This is a genomic window from Neisseria sp. Ec49-e6-T10 (assembly GCF_051132615.1).
Classification (GTDB): domain Bacteria; phylum Pseudomonadota; class Gammaproteobacteria; order Burkholderiales; family Neisseriaceae.
Window position 1 is genome coordinate 1,334,544 of the sequence record NZ_CP152375.1, and the last position, 25,860, is coordinate 1,360,403.

Here is a 25,860-nt window from a genome sequence, read left to right on the forward strand (position 1 = left end):
TTTATGGGTTGTTTGGGCTTAGGTTGGCTGTTTTCTTGCGCATCAATAATATTATGCGCTGGGTCAAAGGCAAAGGTTTCTTGCCCTGCTTGGGTAATGCGTCCTATTTTGTCGTAAACGTAGCGTAAATTGTTGCCTCTGATGATATATCTATTATTTTTAAAACCCCATCTTTCACACCTCTAAACTTGGTCAGTATGCAGGTAATTTACTATATTACTCCAAAATCCAATTCATCATAAACACATATACACCACGTTTCTTTCTTTCCAAGTAGATAGTTTTCTCCAGGATAATCCGTTAAAAATTTAAGAACCAGCCTCAAAGCTGAAAAATCAATTAAATATCCTTGCTCGAAATCATAGCCAAATAAAATAATTTGCTGAGTGTCATTTATAGGGTACAATTGTTGAATCATAAAGTAAAATTCGTCTACCTCAGCAATATTTTTCCTTTCATGTAAACTTAACTGACTCCAAGCAATTCTAGAACCCACAAAAGGAAATTTTTCCATATTTGTATACCCATCAATTTCGTCATCAGCTAGAATAGAAAAAGTAATTCCCTCTCGTTCAGCAAATTCTATAAATTCTAAATCGTACATATTAACCTCTAACGTCCAAATCTTCTCTGAATTTTTGTAACAGTTTTTGTGGTTTTTACCACTTCGGTTTTGTTTTCTATAGCGTTATTACTGATTTGTTCTTTTTTATTAAATTGTTGATTACTTATTTAAGAAAAGTATCCAATTTAAATTTTAATCGAACCTCTTCTATATTTTTAAGCACAATATTTCAAAAGGACTATTTTTGTTGTAACAAGGGCTTATCAAGTAATTAATTTTCTATATGATCCAGCATTAACATAATTTCATTTTTGGATTTATCGTAAGGAGGCTTCCATAGTTGGCAATCCTCTTCTAACCAATCATCATATTCAGATGGAGAGATATTTTTTTGCAGTTCTTTATACAATACTTTTCTGGTAAAGGATAATTTATCTAAAACTTTTTTCTCTTTAAAAAATAATAAAAGTGCCATGGACATGGTTTCCCTATCTAAGAAACCAGAAGCAATTTTATCTACTACTGTTACAATTTCTTCAAGATATAAGGTTGAAGTTTTAACATCATTAATGTTTAATTTATTATCATTTTTCAATTTAGCCACACCTTTTCACAAATTTAGTTGTTTTTTCATCTAATTCAACATCACCTTTTATTTTATACTCTTCTACGCCTAAATCATTCTTCCTAAACTCTACTCTGTTTTCATCTATGTCAAAATCTATATAATTTCTAGCGTGATTTTGTTTTATTTTAAATTTATCTGCAGCATCAGCCATACTGAAGGGCTTTCCTTTTGCTTTTGTTGCAAAAACAGCATTTTGATCACCAGCCTTAATCACCATACTTTGTTTTATTCCTTCAAATCCCTTATTACTTGTATAGTGTCTTAATCTAATTAGAGCAAGTCCAAAAGGATCAATCCACCCCATCGGATTAGGCGCATACTGATAAAGATTCATCCCACCCATCAACCCAATCGGATCCTGATTACTAAACCTTCCACTATCTGCATCATAGTAACGCATTAAGTTATAATGCAGTCCTGTCTCAGCATCGTAATACTGGTTCTGAAATCTAAACGGTTGATGACCTTGGTGTAGGTTATGCTCTTCGGCTACTTTTCCCCAAGTTTGGTATTTCGCATACCAAATCAACTCCCCTTTTTCATCGGTTAACTCTTTGGGTAAGCCTACTTGATCTGTATGTAGGTAATTGACTTGTGGTTCTTCTTGCTCTGCCTCTAATACGATTTGTGCTAAAGGCTCAAAACCCTCTTCTCGATAAATATAACTAAAGGTTCGTTTATCTACTTTTTCTTGTAATAATCTTAAGCCATCCCAAATAAATTCAGTTTTATTTGTAGATGCATTATTGTGGATTTGTTCTTTTCTAATCCTGCGCCCAAACACATCGTAAGTATATTGCCAGTTTTCCTGTATGCTTTTTGTGTCAGTAATGGTAGCTTGTTCTAACTGTTGATTCAGATTGTAACTTAGCACTAAGGTTCTATCCTTGGCTTCTTTCCTCACCATATTACCCAATTCATCATAATGGTACGTAATCCCTTGATAGCTTTGTACTCGATTGGCTTGTTTGTCTATAGGGGAAACTTCTGGGTCGTCTTTTAACGGTGACCATGTCGGGTCACTGAGCATGTGCTCGTAATAGGCTTTGTCTTTTATGGGTTGTTTGGGCTTAGGTTGGCTGTTTTCTTGCGCATCAATGATATTATGCGCTGGGTCAAAGGCAAATAGCTCTTGCCCTGCTTGGGTAATACGCCCTATTTTGTCATAAACGTATTGTAGACTGCTGCCTCTATTGTCTGACATTCGGGTTAAGTTACCCGCTTTATCGTATTGGTAGCTACGTTTAACGGGGCCACTGGCAATCAGCAGCTTATTTTTGTTTTTAAGGTCTAAATCTTGTTCAAATGAGGCAACTTGTTGTTTGATGCGCCCCATTGGGTCTAAATCGTAGAAGCTGGTTAGTTTACCTTGGCTGCGGCTGATTTCTCGATGTAAGTCGTCCCGCTCAAAATCGCTGATCACTTTGCCGTCTATATTGATTTGGTGTAAATGGCCGCTACCGTAATAGAGGTAATTGATGGTTTGCCCTGTGGGCAATACGGTGGCAATACGGTTGCCTAACTCATCGTAAAAGTATTGCACTGTTTTGGCGGCGTTGGGGTCTAAAAAGGTTTCTTCTACGAGGGTTTGTGGGTCTAAATCGTAAGTGCGCTCACAAATCAATTGCCCTAATGGGTCATAATCCAGTTGTATCAGGCTATGTTCGTTTTTGGCTTGAATCAGTTGATTCAGTTCATTGTATTGGAATGTACTGTGTAGCTCCTGCGCACTTTGGCTGTCATGGGCATTTTTGGCGGTCAGTTGCCCTAAAGCATCACGCTCGTAGGTTTTTTGGATCAAGGCATTCAATTGGGTTAAATCGACATTGGGGTGATTGACTTGCCCATACAGTTTTTCTTGTACCAGTTCCGAGGCTAAGTTGTAATGATAGCCTGTGGCTTTACCATCAAAGCCAATTTCACCAATCAGGTTATCGAGGATGTCGTACTGAAAATAGTAGTTGTCTTTGTTTTCATTGGTCAGGCGATTTAAACGTCGAGCCAAATCATAATGGTAATGAAACTGATGCCCTAATGCGTTGGTACGCATAATGGGTAAACCATCTTGGCTATATTGGTATTCAGTCGGGTTGCCTAATCCATCTAAATGTTGAATCAGCCGCCCAGCTTCATCGTAATGATATTGTTCGGTACTGCCGTCAGGGTAACTGATTCGGGTTAAATGGTTTTGCTCATTATATTGGTAATGAGTGTTGTAGCCTAAGGCATCAATCACACGTATCAAATTGCCTTTGGCATCGTAATTAAGTTCTGTACGTTTTTGCGAACAATCGGTTAAGGCAATAAGTTGATGCTTATGATCATATTCTAGCTGGGTTTCACCACCTTTGGCGTTTTGGATCACCACAGGTAAACCTAGGTGGTTATACTGGTATTCCGTCACATTTTTTTTGCTATCGGTAACAGTCAGCAGGTTGCCTTTTTCATCATAGGTGTAATCGGTGCTGTTGCCTTGTGCATCAATGACTTCTTGCAACTGGTATTGTTCATTGTAGGTGTAATTGGTGGTTTGCCCCAAAGCATTGGTGATGCTGTTAATTTGTCCTTCTAAGGTATAGGTATAGCGGGTCTCTCGCCCTAAAGCATCTGTTTCCAGTAAAACGCGACCATAATTATCCCGTTCTGTCTCGATCAATACATCATCATAGCGTTTATGGGCAATGATTTCTCGATTAAAGTCATACACAAAGGTTTCTTCGCGCCCTAATGGGTCGGTCACAATGGTATGCCCAGGTTGATAATCAAAATACCAGTGTTCGTCTAAACTGGTAAAGTTATGCAGTACCCTGCCTTCTTTGCTGTATTCATCATATTCATATTGCGATACATAACCTGCTGCATTTTGGTGTTTGATCATCACATGATTGCGATACGCAAATTGCCGTGTCACCACCCCTTGCGCATTTTCTACGGTAATTAAGTCACCTTCTTCGCTGTAACCATAGCGAACCAACAGCGCACCTTTACCTTTTTGGTTTGGGTCTGTGCTGTAATACTCTTTCCACGTAATTTCGGTCAAACGCCATAAAGGTGCACTCAGTTGTTGCTTCAGTTGATCGTTGTATTTGGTAATATCACTAAAATGAAATTGAATCACCCGCCCACTGCTGTCAATCAACTCTTTTAATTGTTGGGTGTATTCATCGTAAATCAAACGTTGATGGTGTTCATTGCGGTCAACCATTGCCACTAAGGGTAAATAATGGCTGTTCTCTCCTTGTGGGTCATGTTGATCTAGCCCAATAGGGGCAAACCAAAGTTTAACACCCTGATCGACACTGGCAATTTCGTATTTGCCATTATCCAGCCTTTTAAACCAAATTTGTTCGGTGGCATGATAAACGGCTTCTTCATCCTCTTCCATAAAGGGGAGGGATATTTCTCGACCTTGTTCGTCTATGTAGGTAAATCGATCTTCTTTACGAATCAATCGTGTACTGTAAAATACCGACCAGCCTTGCCCTAACCAGCCATTGCCCTCTTGATCAGAATAATAACTACGGCTCCAGTTAAGGGGCATTGGCCCATCAAAGTTAAAGTCTTGTTCCCCTGGTAAGAGTTTAATACCCAATATCGGGTTAACAGGTGCCCCCTTCATTTCATTATTTTTACAAGAGACACATTCATTGTAACTATCGTTAACACGCCCGCCACTTCGATTATTCATCCAAAATATATCACCTGTTCGGACAATATATTTACCGCCAATTTTGACAGTAAAACTATGTAAGAGAGAAAAACATGTTTCCTCTTTTGTTGCTGTTGCTAATCCAGCCTTTGCGGGCTGATCCCCCTTTACGCCTTTTGTCGCACTCTCTCCATGCACAAAAGCGGGTTTACCATTAAGCAAAGTATTCTCTGCAACACCTTTAGAATCACCTAAATCAATAAAAACGAAAAAAGGAACAGGATTGGGAGCAGGTGGTGCCCAACAAAAATCAGGGACATTACAAATTACTTTATAAGATTTATCCTTACGAGCTGCTTTCATTACGGCCATTTTTGCTCTCCTTCACACCTTATCTAAAGCCAAACAGGTTACAACCATTATTTATTGATATTCATAGGTAAAATCATCGTCTTTTACATCAATAAAAATCGACGATATTGTTTGCTCTTGGGTCGAAGCCAAAAGCAACTGATAACTGATTTTGGGTAAAATTGCATTGGTCAATATGGCATAAACCATACGTCCACCAGACTCAATTTCGGTACAACGAGACACAATTAAAGACACAACCTGATCCGAATATTTTAATGTAATATTATGATTATCAAAGATACGATCAACAACTCGTTGTAATTGTAACCGAACAATCGCCCCCAACATTTCATCAGAAAGCGGGTAGTAGGGAATCACTTGCATTCTGCCCAATAAAGCAGCAGGAAAGACCTTAAGCATAGGTTCACGCAAAGCATAACCCAAAGCTTCTGGTTCTGGCATCAACTCTGGATCCTGACACATATCCATAATTAACTCTGTTCCCACATTGGTGGTCAAAATAATGATGGTATTTTTAAAGTCGATATAACGACCTTCTCCATCTTCCATCCAACCTTTATCAAACACTTGGAAAAATACTTCATGTACATCTGGATGGGCTTTTTCAACCTCATCCAATAAAATCACACTATAAGGGCGTCTACGCACTGCTTCAGTTAAAACGCCACCTTCACCATAACCAACATAACCCGGAGGCGCACCTTTTAAGGTAGACACAGTATGAGCCTCTTGGTATTCACTCATATTAATGGTAATGACATTTTGCTCACCACCATATAACGATTCAGCCAAAGCCAAAGCAGTTTCTGTTTTACCTACCCCTGAAGGGCCTGCCAACATAAATACACCAATAGGTTTATTTGGGTCATCCAATGAAACACGAGAAGTTTGAATTCGACGCACAATAGCATCCAGACCATGACGCTGCCCAATCACTCTTTGATTTAAAGTGTCGGCTAAAGTTAAAACCGCTTCAACCTCATCTTTAACCATTTTACCCACTGGAATGCCTGTCCAATCTGCAACCACTGTTGCTACGGCATGCGCATCCACAACCGATAAAATCAATGGCTCTTTTGCTTGCAACTCTTCCAATTCTTGATTCAATACGGCAAGTTGCTCAGCTAAGGCTTCACAATCAAAATTAGGCTCATCAGTTGTCACCTGTTCCACTGCTTCTTGTTGTTCTATTTGCGCACCAGTATCAACTGACGATAAGTTTTGTTCTTCTGATTCAACTTTATCCATCAACCGAGCACGTAATCGCAAAATTTGCTCAACCAGTTGCTTCTCTTCTTGCCAACGTTGATCCAAAAGCCCAAGCTGACTTTGTGCTTCTGCTAAGCTTTCTTCTATAGAAGCCAAACGTTCTGGTTGGCCAATATTAAGGTTTAATTCACGCGAAACAATTTCTTTTTCAAGCGCCAACGATTCAATTTGCCGCTGCAAATACTCTATTTGGCTAGGTGTAGCATATTGACTAATCGCCACTCGTGCACAAGCAGTATCCATTAAACTAACGGCTTTATCAGGTAATTGACGGGCAGGGATATAACGATGAGATAACCGAACAGCCGCTTCAACAGCTTCATCCAAAATGAGAATTTTATGATGTTGCTCTAGGTTATATGCCAAACCTCTTAACATCAAAATGGCTTGGTCTTCACTGGGTTCATGTACTTGTACTACTTGAAAACGTCTGGTTAAAGCAGAATCTTTTTCAAAATATTTTTTGTACTCTGCCCAAGTTGTTGCACCTATGGTTCTTAACTGCCCTCGAGCCAACGCAGGTTTTAATAAATTGGCTGCATCAGCCGTACCTGCTGCACCACCGGCACCAATAAGTGTATGAATTTCGTCAATAAATAAGACAACAGGCACAGGGCTAGATTGTACTTCATCAATTACTTGCCTTAATCGAGACTCAAACTCCCCAGAAACACTTGCCCCAGCTTTTAATAAGCCAATGTCCAACAAAATCAACTGCACATTTTTAAGTATAGGTGGCACATCTCCAGAAGCCAAACGTGTTGCCAATGCTTCAACCACAGCCGTTTTACCCACACCTGCCTCACCTGTTAAAATAGGGTTGTTTTGTCTACGGCGCATTAAAATATCAATAATTTGACGTATTTCTTCTGAACGTCCCGAAATAGGGTCAATTTCACCTTTTTTGGCTTTTTCAGTTAAATTCACCCCATATTTTTGTAAAGCACTTTCTCCATTTTGCATAGAATGGTTAACCAGAGAATGAACAGCTCCTTGCTCTAAACTACCTTGTTCTGCACTTTGCGATTCAACTGAATGCACAACAATAGTGGATAATTCTTGCGCCAATACATCAGGGGTAACCTTGTTAAACTCGGCAGAAATATTCAATAAAATACCTTTTAAAGGACTTGTTTTTAGCATGGCATAAATTAAATAAGCTGAGCGAATTTTATTATCTTGAAATTTTAATGAACCATACGTCCACGCCTGCTGAACCGATGTTTCAATATGCTCAGACAAATCTGAAACCGAACTAGCACCAGCAGGTAACAGATCTAAACCAATAATAATATCTTCTGCCAGTGCTTCCATATTGACATTAAACCGTTTCATCACCCATTCAAAATCGGTATTTTGAACATGCATCATCTGATGTAACCAATGCACTAATTCAACATAGCTGTTTCCTCTTAACTTACAAAAAGAAGTCGCATTTTGTAATGATTTATAAAGCGTTGGATTTAATTTTCCAAATAATGCTGCACGGCTAATTTCTGACATAATATCTACCCAAATATTTATTTATATGTTGCGGTTAAATCAAGTATCAAAGCGTTTCCATCTTGGTCAAGTTTTCCTAACCAAGTAGCCAAACCTAAAGGTAACGACTGACCTAACGTTAATTGAGGTACTTCTTTTTGAGACAAAATTAACTGAACGTCCCAATCAAACTCTAAATTTGTATATAAGTTCACCCAGTCAATTAAACGCTGAGCATTGAAACCACCACGAAAAAAAGAAACATATTCTGACCAGCTTAACGGGCCAATAATTAATCTAAATTTATTCTGTAAATCAAAAGCCCGACGACCCAACATGGGAGAATCCCCCAAACATTTAGGACTGCTTAACGATAATTTGGTGCAATGGCTTTCATCAAGGTTAATCCATCGACCAATAAATTCGTCAATTGAACAATTGACTCCAAAATATTTCTTTAAAATTTGAACGAGTGCGTAGGCAGGACGGCGATTGGTCAAAAAATGACCCGAAAAATAATATTTGGCGTAATCACTGATGCTTGTACGGTTTCTAAAACCTTCTGAACCAATATGCATTAAGCTACCCAAATATCGACTAAAGGTCCAATGATCATAGCCATCTAAAGCATTAACACTTTGAGCATTCGCCCATGCACGATAAAACAATGCAATGGCCCGATGATGGAAAACATCTGCAAAACTGGCCCAAACACGATCGCGATATTGATGTTTACGCTCATAGACATATTCTGTTAAATGTAAGGGTAAAGGCCCATTTGGGCCAAATAAACCAAAACCATAAGTGGATATTTCGGTCACCTGCCGATTAAGTGCGCTAGGACGAACAGCCAAAACAGAAGATGGAGCAAAAGCTAATGTTGGCTCCTGTTTTAATCTAATTTTTTCTAATTTTAATCTTCCTGCTTTACCCAATGGTTGCGTACTGATGCCCAGAACCTCTAATTTGCGTAATAATGCAAACAGTTGATACTGATATGGCTTTTGCTTCACATGCATTAAAAATGCACTTAATTGCCGATATTGAGCTTTTGATTTTTCCTCTGTTATATGAGTACTTTGAAGTTTGGCATCGTTCATATAATAGGCCGCTCCCCTATTACTGGCTGCCAATCAGCGATAAAACCTTCTTGCAAAGAAAAAAGTTTCAATTGTATAAAAGAGTTAATAGAGACAAATTTTAAAAAGAACTGATTCAAAACCGAACCAATTAAATATGGATGAATACCAGAAAATGCCAACTCATCCACTGTTAATTGAATTTGTACCCCTCTGACCATACAAACAGCACTACCTTGGCGCACAGGGCGAGTTATTTTATCTACTTTAACAGAATGAATACCTTCAATTTGTTTTGCAATCGTTTTATCTGCTTGCATCGCATAAATACTCAATAATTCACGTAGCGCTTTTGCTCCTTCTTTCTCATTAAAGTCCAATAAGGATAAATAATTTAACCCCATCTGATTAACAATGGCCCACAAGCTTGAATACTCAGTCAATGCTTCTTTAGGCTTTCTCATGGAAGTGATTAACTTAACTTTTTGTACAGGCAAATCATGTTCAATAATAAAATCTGATTGCGCATCAATAGGCATCATCAAAGGTAAATCTCTACTGGTACACCAACTTTTAACCGCTAAATGAGTGATATCCTCATCAATAGGCGCATGTTCCTGATCAACTAAAGAAATAAACACTTCACTGCCCAAATAAGATGCTCTAGCGCCCTTATCTTTTGCACGTTCAGACAATACTCTAGGCTGTCTTCTTGCCGAAAAATAAGCAACGCCCTTATCTTTTGGCATCGTGCCTAAGTCTAACGGTTCATACATAGGGCGAAAATGGATCGCTTTTTTACTGTCTCGGGTATAACCAATTACTTCATTAACGGCATAAACCTCATAATCCAAAGGTTGTGTCCGATCAATAACCAAATGATGTTCATCTGCATGCGGATTAATCGTAAAACGAGTGGTATTTTTTTGAAACAAATTAACAGCAGGGACACAATGCAAACTGACGTTTTCTTCACCCACAATTTCTTCTAAATCTTTTTGAGCACAATTAAATAAAAACGTTAAAGAAACAAATCGATCCTGGTATCCGACCACCTCTTTTTGAACATTTTTATCCATAATATAGGTACGAGTTTGTTCTGGTAGTTTAGCAAGATGGCCGTCTTCTTCTGCCTGCAACAATGCTTTATCCAAACCAAAAATACTCGTAAATAAAAATTTCTCAGGGATGGCAAAATACTCCTGAACCAACCTTAAACTGTGTACAACCCTGCTATCGGTCAGAAACAATGATTGTTCTTCATCAAATCCTTCTTGCTTGATTAAGTTAGGCAAAAAATACTGCCAATTTTGCGCATTTTGAGCATCATGGCATAAAACTCCCACTGTTTTTTGTGTCAACAAATACAACAGCCTTGACGCTATTGGCATAGAGCCACTTAAAAACAACGATAATTTATCTAAAGGTAAACTTGAGCACCGTCCAGGGAAATTCATTTTCAATTTGATGCGTAAAGCAGATAATGCTTTATTAGAACCCGATGAAAATCCATATTTTTGTAAAGGCAAATCGCTAGGAATCCCTAAAAATGAGACGGAATCAATTTCTATTGGCGCAATGGAAACTTCTTGAGTACAGGTAAAGGGACAATAGTTTTTTACACCTCTAATTTCATGAGACCGTAAAACCCTACCTCGCTCGATTAACCTACTGGCATTATCTACACCTGTATTGGGGAAAAACTTTACAATTGATGAAGCGGGAAGAGGTGTTAAATATAATGGATGCGTCACCTCTAAAATACGCTGAACAAATCGCGGGTACTCAGCATCCATTTTCAACTGAATTCGGGCAGTTAAAAAACAAAAACCTTCTAATAATCTCTCAACATAAGGGTCTTCTATTTCGGGTGCATTTAAACCCAAGCGACCAGCAATTTTAGGGTAACGTTCCGCGAACTCTACGCCTAAATCACGAAGAAATGCTAACTCTTTATTATAATAATTCAGAAAATGACGATTCAATTCATCACCTCTTCTGCTGGGCTTGAAAAATGCCCTGTTTCCAAATCCATATTTGATCTAAACAAAAACTCTTGTGGATAAGGATTTAGTTTTAAAAAACCTTTAATTTCTATAACAAACTCATTTAGAGTATTATTTTGTCCGACGATACAATCAATTTCTAATTTTTCTTTATCGATTCTAGGCTCAAAACAAATAATCACTTGTTTAATATTTTCTTGGACTTTACTCCAGTTAATTTCTGACACAGTATTGCCCGATAACGTCTGGATACCATAATTCAGAACGGATCCAGAAACATTTTCCAATCCATCCAGTGATGAAGTAAACTTCGGACAAGTAGTATTCAATAACCATAGCAAATCCCTTAATACCGCAGCTTTATACATGGATAAAGTCATCCGCCTTTGAGCTGCTGATTCAACTTTTTTGTTTGGCTCAAAATCAGTCAACTTATCCAGTAATGAAGGAAAATGGCTATCTTTATTCTTTTTTTGCCCCAAGTTACTCATCATTCAACACTCACTTGATTAAGAAAGTCCAAAATCAATATGACGTATATCTAATAAACCAAAGTCATCCTGATCAGTTGTAAAAACTTTTTGTCCTTCTCCCCAGAATCCACCATCCTTTTCTTGCCAACCAGTTGTTTTGCAAGTCAATAACATGTCTGATAACGATGTTTTATCTTGTAATAAGGGGTAGCGTGCGGGTATCACACCAATATGTTCTTGATCATCATTTTTCAAAACAATAGACGCATTAACCCAAATTAAATCTGTAGAACTTTTAGGTGCAAGCAATGTCATTGTTTGAATCGCGGCAAATGGAATCCAGTAATACTCGCCATTTCTATAAAACTCACACACATTTGAAAAACGAGTATCAGCATCCATCAACCAACCATGGTTAGATTCAATTTCATTAAATAATTTGCCATCCGGTTGGACGCTTTTAATTTGACAAGGGTTTTCTGCAGTTTGATCCAGCACACTCTGGCGCAATGACAAAGCCTGCTCAAAATCACCTTTTATTTCAGCATTTAAAGCAGTAAACATTTGTTCTGCATGTAATTGTGATGCTTCATCCACACCAATTATTTTAGGGCTATTTTTACCTAAAACAACTTGTTCTCTTTTTTGCTCCGCTTGTATCATTGACTGATACATAGCCACCATTGGAATAGATTGTTTATTCAACTTGGCACAAACTTCTAACTGGGATTTGGCTCTATCCCATAAACCTAGAAAAGAAAGATATTGAAATAAATGTATTCTTAAGTCAGCATCTTGTGGCTTATTTTTTATTTGTGCCGAAATATCTTCAATTGAATCGTTTAAACTGAGACCACCACTTAACAATGACATAAAATTTACTCCAACAGAAACAACCAATTTTCAAAAACAGATACCTACCTTCCCAAAGGAAGATAACGTATCTGATTTGTTTTTATAATAAAAAGATTACTCTGATTTGTTTTCTTTAATATTATATTTCATAGAAGATTCAGCACCTTTTCCACCCTGAGCAGTTTGTTCCCAGTACTGTTGCTGAACTTTAGCCGCTTGGAAAGAATACTGAACAGCAACACCACCATCTGCCTCACCATTTGCAACAACAGCTGTCACTAAAACCTCTTCTAAAGTGATTTTGGCATATTCAATTTGAGAACCACCAGCTTTACAAATTGATACCTCAACTTTACCTACATGTTGTCCTGTTGCACAAAACTTCAAAATGGCAGGGGTAGACTTGTCGACTTTTGCTAAGACTTGAAGGTCATTAAAATTTACTTTACCTATACCGCCACCACCACCGCTGGTAGCATTACCTGGTTGAATAGCACCCCAAGAAAAACTGATAATATCAGTCCAATCTTTGTGATTTGAATCTTTAGATTCACCATTTGCACCTTCAACCTTTAAAAACATATCGGTAGCCACGTTAATATCTCCTTAAAAAAATATAAAAAACACTTACACTAAACATAAGCAAACCTTACGTTATGCTATAAAATTATTCCTGTTTGACAGAAGGTAATTTAGATACCAAACGCAAAGAAACTGTTAACCCATCAAGTTGATAATGCGGTCTGAGAAAAAACTTAGAGGCATAATAACCTGGGTTTCCCTCAACTTCTTCAACAACAACCTCAGCTGCTGCTAAAGGCTTTCTCGCTTTGGTTTCTTGAGAAGAGTTAGCAGGATCACCATCTACATAATTCATGATCCAATCATTTAACCATTGCTCCATATCCTCACGCTCACGGAAAGAACCAATTTTGTCTCGCACGATGCATTTTAGATAATGGGCAAAACGACAACAGGCAAATAGATAAGGCAAACGAGCAGATAAGCGAGCATTAGCAGTTGCATCAGGATCGTAATACTCTGATGGTTTTTGTAACGATTGAGCACCAATAAATGCGGCTAAGTCTGAATTTTTCCGATGAATTAAAGGCATAAATCCATTTGCAGCCAATTCCGCTTCACGTCTGTCACTAATGGCTATTTCTGTAGGACATTTCATGTCTACTCCACCATCATCGGTGGGGAATGTATGGCAAGGTAAACCTTCCACAATACCGCCAGACTCCACGCCACGAATAGAAGTACACCAACCATAATACTTAAATGAACGATTGATATTAACCCCCATAGCATAAGCAGAATTTGCCCATGTATAGTGATTATGATTTGTGCCATCAGTGTTCTCTTCAAAATCAAACTCATCCACTGGATTGGTTTTTTGACCATATGGTAAACGCGCTAAAAATCTAGGCATGGCCAACCCAATATAGCGAGAGTCTTCAGAATCCCTTAGCGAGCGCCACGGAGCGTATTCTGTATTTTGGAAAATCTTGCTTAAATCGCGAGGATTTGCTAACTCTTGCCAAGAATCCATTTGCATTACAGAAGGTGCCGCAGCGGCAATAAAAGGACAATGGGATGCGGCAGATATTTTGGCAATTTCACCTAAAATCTCAACATCTGGTGGACTATGATCAAAATAATAATCGCCGACTAAGCAACCAAATGGTTCTCCACCAAATTGACCATATTCCTCTTCATATATCCGTTTAAACAATGGGCTTTGATCCCAAGCAACCCCTTTAAACTTCTTTAAGTTACGAGACAATTCTTTCTTTGTCACGTGCATCACTTTTATTTTTAGTAAGTTGTCTGTTTCTGTATTGTTAACCAAATGATATAAGCCGCGCCAAGAACCTTCTAGTTTTTGGAAATCTTCATGATGAAGAATTTCATTTACTTGATCTGATAATTTTTGATCAATTTCTGCAATAATCGCTTCAATTGTTTGATAAGCATCATTCGAAATGGTTACGGTATTGGCTAAAGCTTGCTGTGCCAAAGTAGAAACAGCTTCAGTTACTGCACTTTCAGCCTGTTTGGTTTTTGGCCTAAACTCTTTTTGTAATAATTGCTCAAACTCACTATTTGATAGCGTCGTTTGCCCCTGAGACTTGGGTTCTAATAACTCTACTTGATCCATAAAAGCATTCTCCAAAACGATTCTTCAGTTTTAATAAATAATATTATTCACCATCTTGAGGTGCTTCTTGCTCATCTTCATCTTGAGATACTTTAGGAGCAGAAGCCAAACTTTCTAATAAATTATGATCAGACAAAGCCTTAGCAATAAGCTCTTCTGCACCGTTTTTTCCATCCATATACGAAAGCAAATTAGACAATTGTGTTCTGGCATCTAATAGTTTTTTCAATGGTTCAACTTTTTTTGCAATAGCACCAGGAGAAAAATCATCTAAACTTTCAAAAGTCATATCAATACTGATTTTTCCTTCACCAGTCAGCGTATTATCAACTTGAAAAGCTACCCGTGGCTTAACGGATTTCATGCGCTCATCAAAATTATCAATATCAATTTCCAATAATTTTCTTTCACCTATCTCTGGCAAAGGCTCTCCAGGCTTACCAGCCAAATCAGCCAATACCCCCATGACAAAAGGTAATTCAATTTTTTTCTCTGAGCCATAAACTTCTACGTCATATTCAATTTGGACTCTAGGTGCTCTATTACGAGCAATAAACTTTTGTCCAGAATTATTTTGTGCCATAAATTACTCCTGCAAATTAGCTAATTAAATACGTCAAAGAACTTTAATCTTCACCTTCATCACGAAGCTCATCACCACTCAAACCAATTAACACTTCTAATTGGTTCATGCTTTCGGGGGAAATATCTTTCATAATGTCATAAAAATTTAAATTCATTAGTCGTTGAATTCGGTTAATAAACAATGGTGCGGGATGGCTTGGTTCATATGTTTCGAAATATGCGCAAACCTTGCCTAATACAAGTGATACATCATTGCGGTTCTTTAACACCATTTTGCGCCAATGGTCACTATTTGCCCGCTTAAGAATGACACGGCTACTCTCATCAACATGAGCTGTTTCTGCTTGCTCTTGAATATGAGATAAAGTGACATCTTTTTGTTCTTGTTCTGGGATATCACCAAAACAAATCAAGGAATAAATAAATAAAAAAGGTTTTAAAATAGTATCAAACCCAATTTTATTCATACTGCCCAAATGTTTTTCAAACAACTGATCAATTTTTTCCAAGCAATCCATTGCCTGATACACTGAAAAAACGGATCCCTGTTGCACATCAAAAGCGACTTTCAAATCAATTAAAAGCCGATCTTTTCCGCCAGGATAAAGATTTTCATCCTTGATACTTCCTGACAAAATACCTTCTGCAACTTTAAAACTTAAAGTAGTATGGTCTAAATTATTGGAAATAATCGTTGCATCTCTAATCTGTTTAATGATTCCTTCCGTAGAAGAAAACAAACCAAGTGCATTAATACGAAAAAATGGATCTAAATGATCATCTTCGTCATACAATAGGGGAAAAATATCATCCCAATATGTTTCTAAACTGGATACAATAAATTGACAACCGGCAGCCAACCCTGGTAGGCCATATAAAGCAGTCCAAGCTTGAGTCAAAGCAGCCATTACACGCAAGTCTTTTGACTTTGTTAAAAGCTGTTCAGCTAATGAACAAACTTCTTTCCAATCAGGTGCTTCTGCCGCAATAACAGTTTGACCATATTGTTGCTCTGTTTTCCCTGCTAAGGCTTGCTGCAAAGCTAAAAAATCGAGGTCATACTCTATATCGGTTCCACAAGGATTTTTAGCGGAAATAGGAGATAGCCACTTAGAAAAATCCATTTATTCTGTCTCCCAAACTATTAAAATTACCTAAAAACCCAACAAACAAAAAGCATATATTGCATTTATCACAAACAAATAAACTCAGCGCATAAATATGCTTTTAATATTTATGCCAAACGTTTCATTATATGACCATCATACTACATTTGATTATACGTTAGCAATAATTTTATTACAACAATATAAAACAATCGTATAAAAATAATACATAACTATATTTATATATTTATATTAACTACATTTAAATTGACGTAATTTATCAAGCAAAAATGGGGTATTGCGTGAATTTGAAGAGACTTCAAAAACGACTGTACGACCAGAAACATCAAATGATGCAATAATTGAATTAGGAGAATAACCCGACGAAATATGTGCACTTTCAAAAAATCTAAAAATAGCCCAAACACCATTAAAAGTTAATGCATTTTTTTGCCCTTTTTGAAGAGGCTGTAATTGTAAACGAACTTGAGCTGTTTTGTTTTTAGGAGGCCACTGAAAACTCATAGGCACTTGAGGACCGTGTTCATACCGATAAGATTGTTCACCGATACTAAAAAATACTGTATCAATTTTTTCATCAAGCTTTATTACTTTAATGTCAAAAGAAACAAAAGGCTCTGGTTGATTATTTTGAAAATAGGCTTTTCTAATATCCTTAGCATTCTGAAAAATATCCAATAAATATCGAGCATCTGTATTGTTTTCAACAAAAAACTCATTCTCAAGACCATATTCTTTGATATTTTTATCAAAATAAGTCGAGAACTCACCCGTTGGTCCAAAAATTTGAGCAAACTCTTCTAGAGCAATATCTTGCTTTGCGTCTTTGACAAAAGGATAACCTTGTGTTTTTAAACCATTACAATTTAAAGCGATATTTTTAACGCCTTTATTTAGAGTCTCCACTAGTTTTTGTGCAGCCTCCATTTTGGCATTATCAATTGCATAAGAAGAGAATTGGTTTAATTGTGTGCGAAAAGGTTCTGGAAGACGATCTATATCAGCTTTATACCGCATTAAGGCTTCTTCTGATGGTCGATCTATACCTCTATCTAATGCCACTTGTACTGAGACCAGATAAATATATAATTCGTTAAGTGAATTGAGCATATCGTTAATTGGAGGTGCTTGTCCCTCTTGTGCATGCACCAATTGATAAAAACTCATAAACCGCTGATCAACCATTTTTTCAGGCTCTGAAGAAAAAGGGTTTTCTGGTGCCTGTTGTTCAGGCTTCTGCTCTTTTTTAAATACTTGTCCAATGGCTGAATTATCCGTTATACCATCAACAACTTTTTCCACCTTTTGAATAATTGCTTTTGTAACAGGCAACTCCAAGTGGGTATTTTTACTGATGCCTTCAACCATTAAAACAAAAGGAGAACGGGATTCTGATAACAGACGGGTTAATTGTATACTTTCATGTAAGTTCCTTGGCCGTACAACACGCAAATCAGATAAATATTGATTCCAAGTTTCTATATAATCATTAAAATAAAGCATTTGAACCTCTTTTAAGACTCGGGCTTTATCCTTAAATGACGATATTGATGCATGTTTTCCCAAAACCCAAGGTTCATTTTGAAATAAATCCTTAAACTCCTTTAATGTCGTTTTAGAAAATAATTTCCAATAACCATCAGAAGTAAAAGCACCAGGAATGCCATCAGTTAAAGATTTATCACTTTCACGACGAAAAACCAGAGGAGACTGTGCTCCGCCCATTTGAAAAAAAGACACTGACTCTACTTCTTTTGATGCCAAAAGTATTTTTTTGACTTTAGAATAAATACGTGTAGAAAGAGGATCTCTTGCAATCACCCCTCTCGTTTTTTCAACCAATGCTTCATCATAAGCAAAAGATGAAGTAAGATGTTTTCCTTCAAGTAAATCTTTTAAATGTCGCTCTAAAGCTTCAATTTGCTCTGGGCTCAATGAAGAATTCTGTTTTTTTTTAATATTAAGGAGTAACCACTCTCTAATGAACCGATCATCGTATTTATCCTGATTATAAAGCATTAAATATGCTTTTAATGCTTCATATGCGTACTCAGGATCATCTTCTGCCGCATTTCTCAAAGATTTTTCGATCTCAGAAGCAACCGTTGGCAAAACATTGTCTTGCAGAATTTTTTGATAAGTTGCATGTACTACCTGATCCATATCTTTAGCCTGATACAAGCCAAAATGGTAACGCCATTTAGACGAATGGATATCTGAAATTTCTCTTGTGACAGATAATTTTTTAATTCTATCTAATATATTTAATACTTCTAATAAATCTGGAGGAGCATCTTGTGTTTTTAGCTCATTTAAAATGATTGCTGCATTTTGATCAACTTGTGATAAGTACGTTTTATTATAAAAATAACTGTTGACCATAAAGAATAAAAATAAAAAAGTAGCTAATGTTAAAACACCTAATCCGCCCCAATATAAAAATCTCTGTGTTCTAAACCATTTTTTATTAATCCCAGCCAAATTAGCTTCTGGAAACACAACCTCTTCAAATACATCTGTAACAAAAAAACTTTTTTTCTCTTTAATCGGCTTTGCTTTTGTAAATAAATGCTTATCTTGTAAATTAAAGCGATTCTTTATTTGAGCAACAACAGTTCCTAATTGTTGTTGCTCTGTTTGGTGTGCACTGCAAAAATAAATTCCTCTTAAGTCAATATTCAGTTCATATTTTGATATTTCAAATGCTTCTTTTAAATATGAAAATAATACATTTTGTAAATTAGCAAACTCTTGCGTAAATAAATATGCTTGCGCTCTAGAAGAGGAGTCATCAATGTTCTGAACGACGGTTGGTAATCTTTTATTCAACTGACTGGTTAATAACTCATATTCTGAACCAAAACGTTGACTATAAAACGCTTGTTGTTTATTGTCATGCTGAACAGGAAAAGTAACACCCCAAACTTGTTTTCTTTCTTCTTCAGTTAATCCTGAAAAATAATCACAAAACCCTGTCAATAAATCTAACTTAGTGACCATTAGGTATACAGGAAAAGATATATTTGTCTCATCCCTTAATTCTTGGAGCCGTTTTCTTGCCTTAACTGCTTGTTCTTTTAAATGCTCTTTAGAAGGGTCGAGTAAATCTTCAATACTAATGGTTAAAATAACACCATTAACTGGCTGCTTAGGGCGATATTTTTTCAAAAGAGAAACAAACTCTCCCCACTCTTGTTCATCTTTCCCTTTATTGGTATCTTGGGAAACATATCGACCAGCTGTATCTAATAATACGGCCTCATCGGTAAACATCCAATCGCAGTTTTTTGTCCCCCCAATACCAGATAATGATAAGCCAAATTGCCCAGCCAAAGGAAAATTCAAACCTGAATTTTTTAATAAAAATGTTTTACCCGCACCAGAAGCGCCTATGAACAAATACCAAGGCATTTGGTATAAATACTGGCCATTCATCATTCTAGACAATCCTGAAGAGCCTTTTTTATGAAACTTCATTTTCTTAAGTAAATTAACAACTTCTAAGAATTGTTGATTCAAATGATCATCTTTTTCTTCGGCTTTATCTGCAATAGGTGCTTGTGTTGACGATTTAATTTCTGCAAGCAATAGAGCATTTTGTTTTGCTTCACGATATTTACGAAAAGCAAAAGAACCCGCCCAAAAGAAAACCAATACAATTGCTGTAATAACCCTTGCTAAGACTGTTCTTAATGGGTAATAGTCACCAATTGCAATCAATGGCCCAACGAACCATATTAATAAGACAATTGCAATAACACCTAAAAAAATCCATAAACCTCTTGAGGTTAAAAAATTTATTATTAATTTCATTACAAATCCTTAATCTTTTTTTGCAGGCATCTGATCAGTTTTATCTTGAACATCGGTTTGGGACGCTGTTGTACCTAATCTGCCAACATCCAACCCACTGACAAACACAATAATTTCTACCCGACGATTAAGTGCTCTGTTTTGTGCAGAATTATTAGGTGCGAGTGCATCGGTTGCCCCCCGACCTTCAGACCTAACCCTATTGGGATTTTGAATATAATTTAACAAAATATCTTTAACCGCATCTGAACGCGCTTGGGATAAATGCCAGTTAGAAGGAAAAGAAGAGCTTTTAATTGGCTGATCATCCGTATATCCTCTCACTAAAATATTACCTTTGACACTGTTTAATGCTTGGCTGACGGTTGCCAAAACGGGAAAATATTTATCTTTTACTTGTGCAGATGCGGACTCAAACAACCCATCTCCTAAAATAGTCACGGTGCTTCTATCAGCCTCATCTTTAACTGTAATCAGTTTTTGGTCAATTTCTCTTTTCAACAATGGCTCTAACCGTATGATATTATTAAGTTTTGGCTTTTTTATCTCAGGAATGGTTAAGCTGGCGACAGTTGTGCTGGTTGTATCAAAAAAACGCCCTAAATTCCACACACAAACATAATAAGTAAAACCGATAATTAAGATGGCAAAGACCGCTAAAACCCAAAAGGGAATCACTTTTCTTCCTGCTTTTAAAGGCGAATAAACCCCACGCCAATGTGTAGATAAAACATTATCTGACGGTCCCCTTTGCTCTAAAATAATCTGATTTAAATCACGCTTGATTCTTTCTATTTCAAAGGTTCCATTTGGCAAAACTTGAAATTTACCCATATACCCAAAGGATAAACAAAAATACATTAATTCAAGTAAATCAATATTTCTTTTAGGGTCTTGTTTTAATTTGTCTAAAAGTTGAAAAAACTTCTCCCCACCCCAAGTTTCATTATGAAAAGTAACCAACAAACTACGTGCTGCCCATGACTCATCCGCCCAACCTGCACGCGCGGCAAATTCATCAGCTACAGTACAGATACAATACTCCGCATTTTTTACGGCTTCATGATTCACGCCTAAGGATTCTGCTTTCGTTTCAAATTGCCTTATTTCATCGGACAATTGTTCCAATAAAGTATCTAAAGATGCCAAAGAAATGGTATCTTTCATAATCAAAATGAGATCTAGCAAAGGGTTTACTGCCTCAAGTAGCGGGTTTTCTATGTATTCATTTACATGTTTACTGACATTAACATGATCAGAATGTATGGCGTCTTGCATAATATTTATTAACCTTAAGAAAAGAACAACTTAAAAATTTTTAGGATTTAATTGCCCAAAACTCAACATCTAAATTAGGAAAATCACCCGCTAAATGTATTGCCATACCAGAGGAGACATCAAATAGTTGCCATAACTCTGATTGCTTATCTAATTCAAAATAACTATAACCAGAATGATATGGTAACTCCCTAGGAGCGACGGATAGAGGATGTACTTGTACACCTGGCAAATGATAAGCAACCAACTCCCGTATTTTTTCAACAGTGCTAATTTTTATAATTGTTGGAACCCTTTGTCGCAAGGCTTCACTAGGAATATCGGCACGTACAGCAATAATAAATGAAGCTTTTTCTAATAACTCTGCCGCTGGCGTTTGTGTCACACGTGTCGCTTCATCTCGTAGCTCCAATGGGAGCCTGATTGCTTGTTGCTCAATAATTAATGATAAATTTCTACGTAAATACTCAATTAACTCTCTGTAACATTTTTCAAGATCATTATGTTGATATACGGGTAAATTAATTGGTCTTTTATCTGGCATATATGTCGCTAAATCAGCGCATAGTTTCGATAAATTCACGAACAGACCTTCGGGATGAGTTTGTCTTGCCCCTTCGCTTTGATGCAACATATAAGCAGTATATCGATTAATTGTTTCCAACATTAAAAAATCCCGCACCTCTGCAATACCACCATAATTAGGGTTAGAAAGGTGTGATGCCAAAGCAAAGGCGCGTTGTTCCAGTAACCCTTTTATTTCATCAATATACGATTTTAAATTTATCTGTTTTTGGCAATTTAAAGTAGGTGGAATATAGGCATTATTTAAGATAATCTGACCATCCGCTTTACATTCATGAATATATGCTACAGGCAAAGCAGTATAAGCCTCAGTTAAATCTTGTTCTAACATAAGCACTGGTCGAATATCGGACAAAAGAACTGGGCGAGTTCCAGATGAGACATTGGTGACATCGTATAACTCATTTTCATAACTTTGATAACGAAAAGTGTCTTGGCTAGATTCTGTCTGCTCAGAAAAAAGCACCTGATTTTGAAAAGAAGTATGTAAGGGTAAAGCCAAAACAACTAGACTATTTTTCGTTAATTTGGGAATAGTGCAGGCAACAGAATGAATGCTTTTATCATCCAAAAAAAACATGGTGCCATCGGGGAACACACCTTCAGCTTTACTGATTCTAATTTTGCTTGATAATAAATCAGCTTCATTCAGTGCTAAATCTGAAAAACCCCAATAAAACCCCTCTTGCGCTTGTAAGCCTTGGCTCACTAAGCCATCGATGTATCGTTCAAATTGCTGAAAGTGCTGAGGACACAAAAAAGTACCCTCAGACCATACGACTTTAGAATTTAATGCCATAAATATTCTCTTTAAATAAATAAATCTTATTTATTACTCTGTAAAAAAACCTTGTTTAGCTGCTGATGGCGGTTTTTTCTTACCTTGTTCTTTTTGTTTTTGCCTTGCTTCTTTTTGTTCTTTCTTTTTCATTTTTTTAACTTGCTTGTATTCTGCGGAACTAAGGCGAGACAGCCCCATCTCATCAAGCTTCAAATATAAATAACGTTTATAAGTGAGTTGATACCAAGGACGCTCATTAGCAGTAAAGCTCAACTTCCATATTTTTGAGTCAATATCTCTGTAGTGGGCAATAATGCCCACATGTTGTGTTTTTGAATCAAACTTTAAGTCTGCTTCTAAAAACTCATCAGGATGCAACATCACCTGATCATGTTGTAAAAGCTTATCTTCTAATATGTTTTTTGGATTTAACAACTCACTGAAATCTGCTTGAATAAACTCTTCGTTGGAAGTTAACTGAAAAAAATCCACTCTTATTGGTGATGTTCTGCCATCGATATCGGTATTGACTATCTGATCAACCACAAATGACAATCGCACTTTATCACCACTTTCATCCGACTCTTTTGGTGGTTGTTTTTTTGCGGCGCATCCAACAACACTAAACACCACAACAAAAATAAGCATTTTTTTCAAAAAACCAAACACAAAAACAAGCCCCATATTTAAAATTATTAAAAAAACATATGAAAAACAAAACATTTAAATTTTTAAAAATTATAATTTATTAAAAACAAATATCTTATTTAAATAAAAGTATTTACTTATTTTATTCTTAAAGTATAATAATAACAATATAGAATAACACAAAAACATAAACAAAATACCAAAAATTAACTTATTTAAAATAAAATAATTGATATTAAATAATATTTCACTTGGACAAAAATGCCATGAACAGAACAGTTGTTGCTCATACCCCACTCTCTCCCGATACTCTTTTGTTTAAAAATTTACAAGGGCATGAAGCGTTATCTTCTTTATTTGATTTAAATATTGTTTTCACTTCTCCCGACCCAACCATAGAAACAAGTGAGCTTATTGGCAAAAGCCTGACTCTAGAAATAAATGTTTCAAAAGGTGTCACACGGTATCTAAATGGTATTGTTGTTGAGTTTGGCTGTTTAGGTGATGATGTTGATGAACGTGACCATTTTTTATATCAGGCCAGAGTTCGCCCTCAGTTTTGGTATTTAAGTCAAAATAAAGACAGTAGGGTATTTGTTGATAAAACCGTATTGGAAATTACAGAAACTATTTTAGATGGCCTTGATTATAAAATAGATTGTACAGGCACATATAGAAAATGGGGATACTGCACCCAATATCAGGAAAGTGGCTTTAATTTTTTAAGTCGCTTATTTGAGCAAGAAGGTTTGTATTACTATTTTGAACATCAAAATGGCAGCCATACGCTTGTCATTACAGATAATACTGCAAGCCATCAACCTATATTAACACCAATGGTTCAGTTTCATTCAAATGCTTTCATCAACCCAGCAGATGAACCACATATTAATCAGTTTAATAAGAAGAACATCTTAACCACCAGTAAAGTCACCGTTCAAGAATACAGTTATCAAAATGCGACTGTGCCCATGGTTTCATCTGATGAGGTTCATTCACTTGGCACAATACCAACTGAAAACTATGAATTTTATGGTGGGTTTAAAGAAGCTTCGGAAGCCAAGCAATACAGCAAGCTTCGTAGTGAAGAGCTACAAAGCCGTGCCCAAATTATTGAAGCAAGTGGTACGGTATTAACCATTGCCCCAGGCTGTACCACAACATTGGCTAAACATCCAAATTCAGCTTTAAACAAAGAGTATTTAATTTGTTCGGCTGATTATGATTTACGTGAATCGGGTTACACCAGTGGCGATATTAAAGGTCAATACAGAATTTCATTTACAAGTTTACCTAAAGATACACAATTTAGAGCCCCCAGAATCACCAAAAAACCACAAGTAGTCGGTGTGCAATCAGCAACCGTTACGGGCCCTGCCGGAGAAGAGGTGTACACAAATGAATATGGTGATATTAAAATCCAGTTTCATTGGGATCGGTATGGACAAAATGACGAAAACAGCTCGAATTGGGTAAGGGTCTCGCAAGGGTCTGCTGGTGTTGGATTTGGCTCAATCAATACACCTCGAATTGGAGAGGAAGTTATTGTTGACTTCATTAATGGAGATATTGATCGCCCCATTGCCATTACCCGTACATACAACAGTGCCAATGGGACTCCTTGGGGATTTCCTGCTGCGGCCAAACAATCAGGGATAAAAAGCAAAAGTTTTAACTCCCCTGTAGCCAACTTTAATGAGTTGATGTTTAACGATACAGCTGGTTCTGAACTGGTTAATTTTCAGGCTCAAAAAGATTTGACCTCACTGGTTAAAAATGATGAAACACGAAATGTAGACCATGACCGTACCACCACAATTGGGAATGATGAAACGGTTACAGTTGTGGGTCACAGAAAAGAAACCGTACAAAAAAATGAAACCATCGACATTACCCAAAACAGGACAGAAACAGTTGGGGAAAATGAAACCATTACCATTAATAAAAACCGTAGTCGAACAGTTGTACTAAATGAAGAAATAAATGTGGGCAAAAGCCAAACCGTTGGTATTGCGGTGGATCAAAAAACCTCAGTTGGTGCCAATCAGGAATTGAATGTTGGTAGTAACCGTAATAAAACGATTGGCGGTAACGAAGTTACTTCTATTCACCAAAACAAAATGCACACAACCTATATTGGCTCTGTCGAAAATGTGGGCGCGGCCAAAATGACCAATGTAGGCGCTGCCTACTCGCTAAATGTTGTTGGTGGATGGCTTGCTGCGGTTGGTGTTACAGAAGCACATAAGGTAGGTGTAACCTTTAGTGTGAGCGCAGGGAAAACCATTGAGCTTAATGGTGGTAAAAAGGTCAGTATTTCGGCAGGGGATAAGCTGTCGTTACAATGTGGGAACTCGCTGATTGTTTTACAAAAAAATGGCACGATCTCCATTATTGGCAACAAAATTGATATTGGTGGATCTAAAGCGGTCAAAATTGGCGGTAAAAAAGTGGATATCAACTAATGATATTACACATTTATCGCTTTTTATAAAGGT

At 36.8% G+C, this 25,860-nt stretch carries 17 protein-coding genes; 1 reads left to right on the plus strand and 16 read right to left on the minus strand.

The window, feature by feature from the left end:
• Positions 1–211: 211 nt before the first annotated feature.
• The 16 genes from AADH04_RS07060 to tssJ form a co-directional block, all read right to left on the minus strand.
• Positions 212–604, minus strand: coding sequence for a hypothetical protein (locus tag AADH04_RS07060; protein ID WP_434779531.1), 393 nt, complete (start codon positions 602–604; stop codon positions 212–214).
• A gap of 232 nt (positions 605–836) precedes the next feature.
• Positions 837–1,160, minus strand: a complete 324-nt coding sequence (locus tag AADH04_RS07065) for a hypothetical protein (protein ID WP_434779532.1) — start codon at positions 1,158–1,160, stop codon at positions 837–839.
• A 1-nt stretch (position 1,161) separates the two neighbouring features.
• The gene (locus tag AADH04_RS07070; RefSeq protein WP_434779533.1) at positions 1,162–5,214 is read right to left on the minus strand and encodes an RHS repeat-associated core domain-containing protein; all 4,053 of its coding nucleotides are present in this window, start codon (positions 5,212–5,214) and stop codon (positions 1,162–1,164) included.
• A gap of 51 nt (positions 5,215–5,265) precedes the next feature.
• Complete coding sequence (gene tssH, locus AADH04_RS07075; protein ID WP_434779534.1) at positions 5,266–7,989, minus strand: type VI secretion system ATPase TssH; 2,724 nt, start codon at positions 7,987–7,989, stop codon at positions 5,266–5,268.
• Between the two features lie 17 nt (positions 7,990–8,006).
• Complete coding sequence (gene tssG / locus AADH04_RS07080) at positions 8,007–9,068, minus strand: type VI secretion system baseplate subunit TssG (RefSeq protein WP_434779535.1); 1,062 nt, start codon at positions 9,066–9,068, stop codon at positions 8,007–8,009.
• Positions 9,065–11,032 carry a type VI secretion system baseplate subunit TssF gene (gene tssF, locus AADH04_RS07085; protein WP_434779536.1) on the minus strand — a complete coding sequence of 656 codons (1,968 nt, stop codon included), beginning with the start codon at positions 11,030–11,032 and terminating at the stop codon, positions 9,065–9,067. Before tssF ends, tssG begins: the two co-directional genes overlap by 4 nt.
• A complete protein-coding gene (gene tssE / locus AADH04_RS07090; RefSeq protein ID WP_434779537.1) occupies positions 11,029–11,547 on the minus strand; it encodes a type VI secretion system baseplate subunit TssE in 519 nt (172 codons plus the stop codon). The genes tssF and tssE overlap by 4 nt, the downstream gene beginning before the upstream one ends.
• 15 nt (positions 11,548–11,562) lie before the next feature.
• The gene (locus AADH04_RS07095) at positions 11,563–12,399 is read right to left on the minus strand and encodes a type VI secretion system accessory protein TagJ (protein WP_434779538.1); all 837 of its coding nucleotides are present in this window, start codon (positions 12,397–12,399) and stop codon (positions 11,563–11,565) included.
• A 96-nt stretch (positions 12,400–12,495) separates the two neighbouring features.
• Complete coding sequence (locus AADH04_RS07100; RefSeq protein ID WP_434779539.1) at positions 12,496–12,975, minus strand: Hcp family type VI secretion system effector; 480 nt, start codon at positions 12,973–12,975, stop codon at positions 12,496–12,498.
• Between the two features lie 73 nt (positions 12,976–13,048).
• The gene (gene tssC / locus AADH04_RS07105) at positions 13,049–14,545 is read right to left on the minus strand and encodes a type VI secretion system contractile sheath large subunit (protein WP_434779540.1); all 1,497 of its coding nucleotides are present in this window, start codon (positions 14,543–14,545) and stop codon (positions 13,049–13,051) included.
• Between the two features lie 43 nt (positions 14,546–14,588).
• Positions 14,589–15,128, minus strand: coding sequence for a type VI secretion system contractile sheath small subunit (gene tssB, locus AADH04_RS07110; RefSeq protein WP_434779541.1), 540 nt, complete (start codon positions 15,126–15,128; stop codon positions 14,589–14,591).
• A 43-nt stretch (positions 15,129–15,171) separates the two neighbouring features.
• Positions 15,172–16,254 (minus strand): type VI secretion system protein TssA, encoded by a 1,083-nt coding sequence (gene tssA / locus AADH04_RS07115; RefSeq protein ID WP_434779542.1) that lies wholly within the window; start codon positions 16,252–16,254, stop codon positions 15,172–15,174.
• A 234-nt stretch (positions 16,255–16,488) separates the two neighbouring features.
• Positions 16,489–20,070: a type VI secretion system membrane subunit TssM gene (gene tssM / locus AADH04_RS07120; protein ID WP_434779543.1), complete on the minus strand. Its 3,582-nt coding sequence runs from the start codon at positions 20,068–20,070 to the stop codon at positions 16,489–16,491.
• Between the two features lie 9 nt (positions 20,071–20,079).
• Positions 20,080–21,348: a type VI secretion system protein TssL, long form gene (gene tssL / locus AADH04_RS07125; RefSeq protein WP_434779544.1), complete on the minus strand. Its 1,269-nt coding sequence runs from the start codon at positions 21,346–21,348 to the stop codon at positions 20,080–20,082.
• A gap of 40 nt (positions 21,349–21,388) precedes the next feature.
• Positions 21,389–22,732, minus strand: coding sequence for a type VI secretion system baseplate subunit TssK (tssK, locus tag AADH04_RS07130; protein WP_434779545.1), 1,344 nt, complete (start codon positions 22,730–22,732; stop codon positions 21,389–21,391).
• A 33-nt stretch (positions 22,733–22,765) separates the two neighbouring features.
• Positions 22,766–23,383 carry a type VI secretion system lipoprotein TssJ gene (gene tssJ / locus AADH04_RS07135; protein WP_434779546.1) on the minus strand — a complete coding sequence of 206 codons (618 nt, stop codon included), beginning with the start codon at positions 23,381–23,383 and terminating at the stop codon, positions 22,766–22,768.
• 245 nt (positions 23,384–23,628) lie between these two features.
• On the opposite strand from tssJ, the gene AADH04_RS07140 reads away from it, so the two are divergent.
• Entirely contained in the window at positions 23,629–25,827 is a 2,199-nt protein-coding gene (locus AADH04_RS07140; protein WP_434779547.1) for a type VI secretion system Vgr family protein, read from the plus strand.
• The last annotated feature ends 33 nt before the right edge of the window (positions 25,828–25,860 follow it).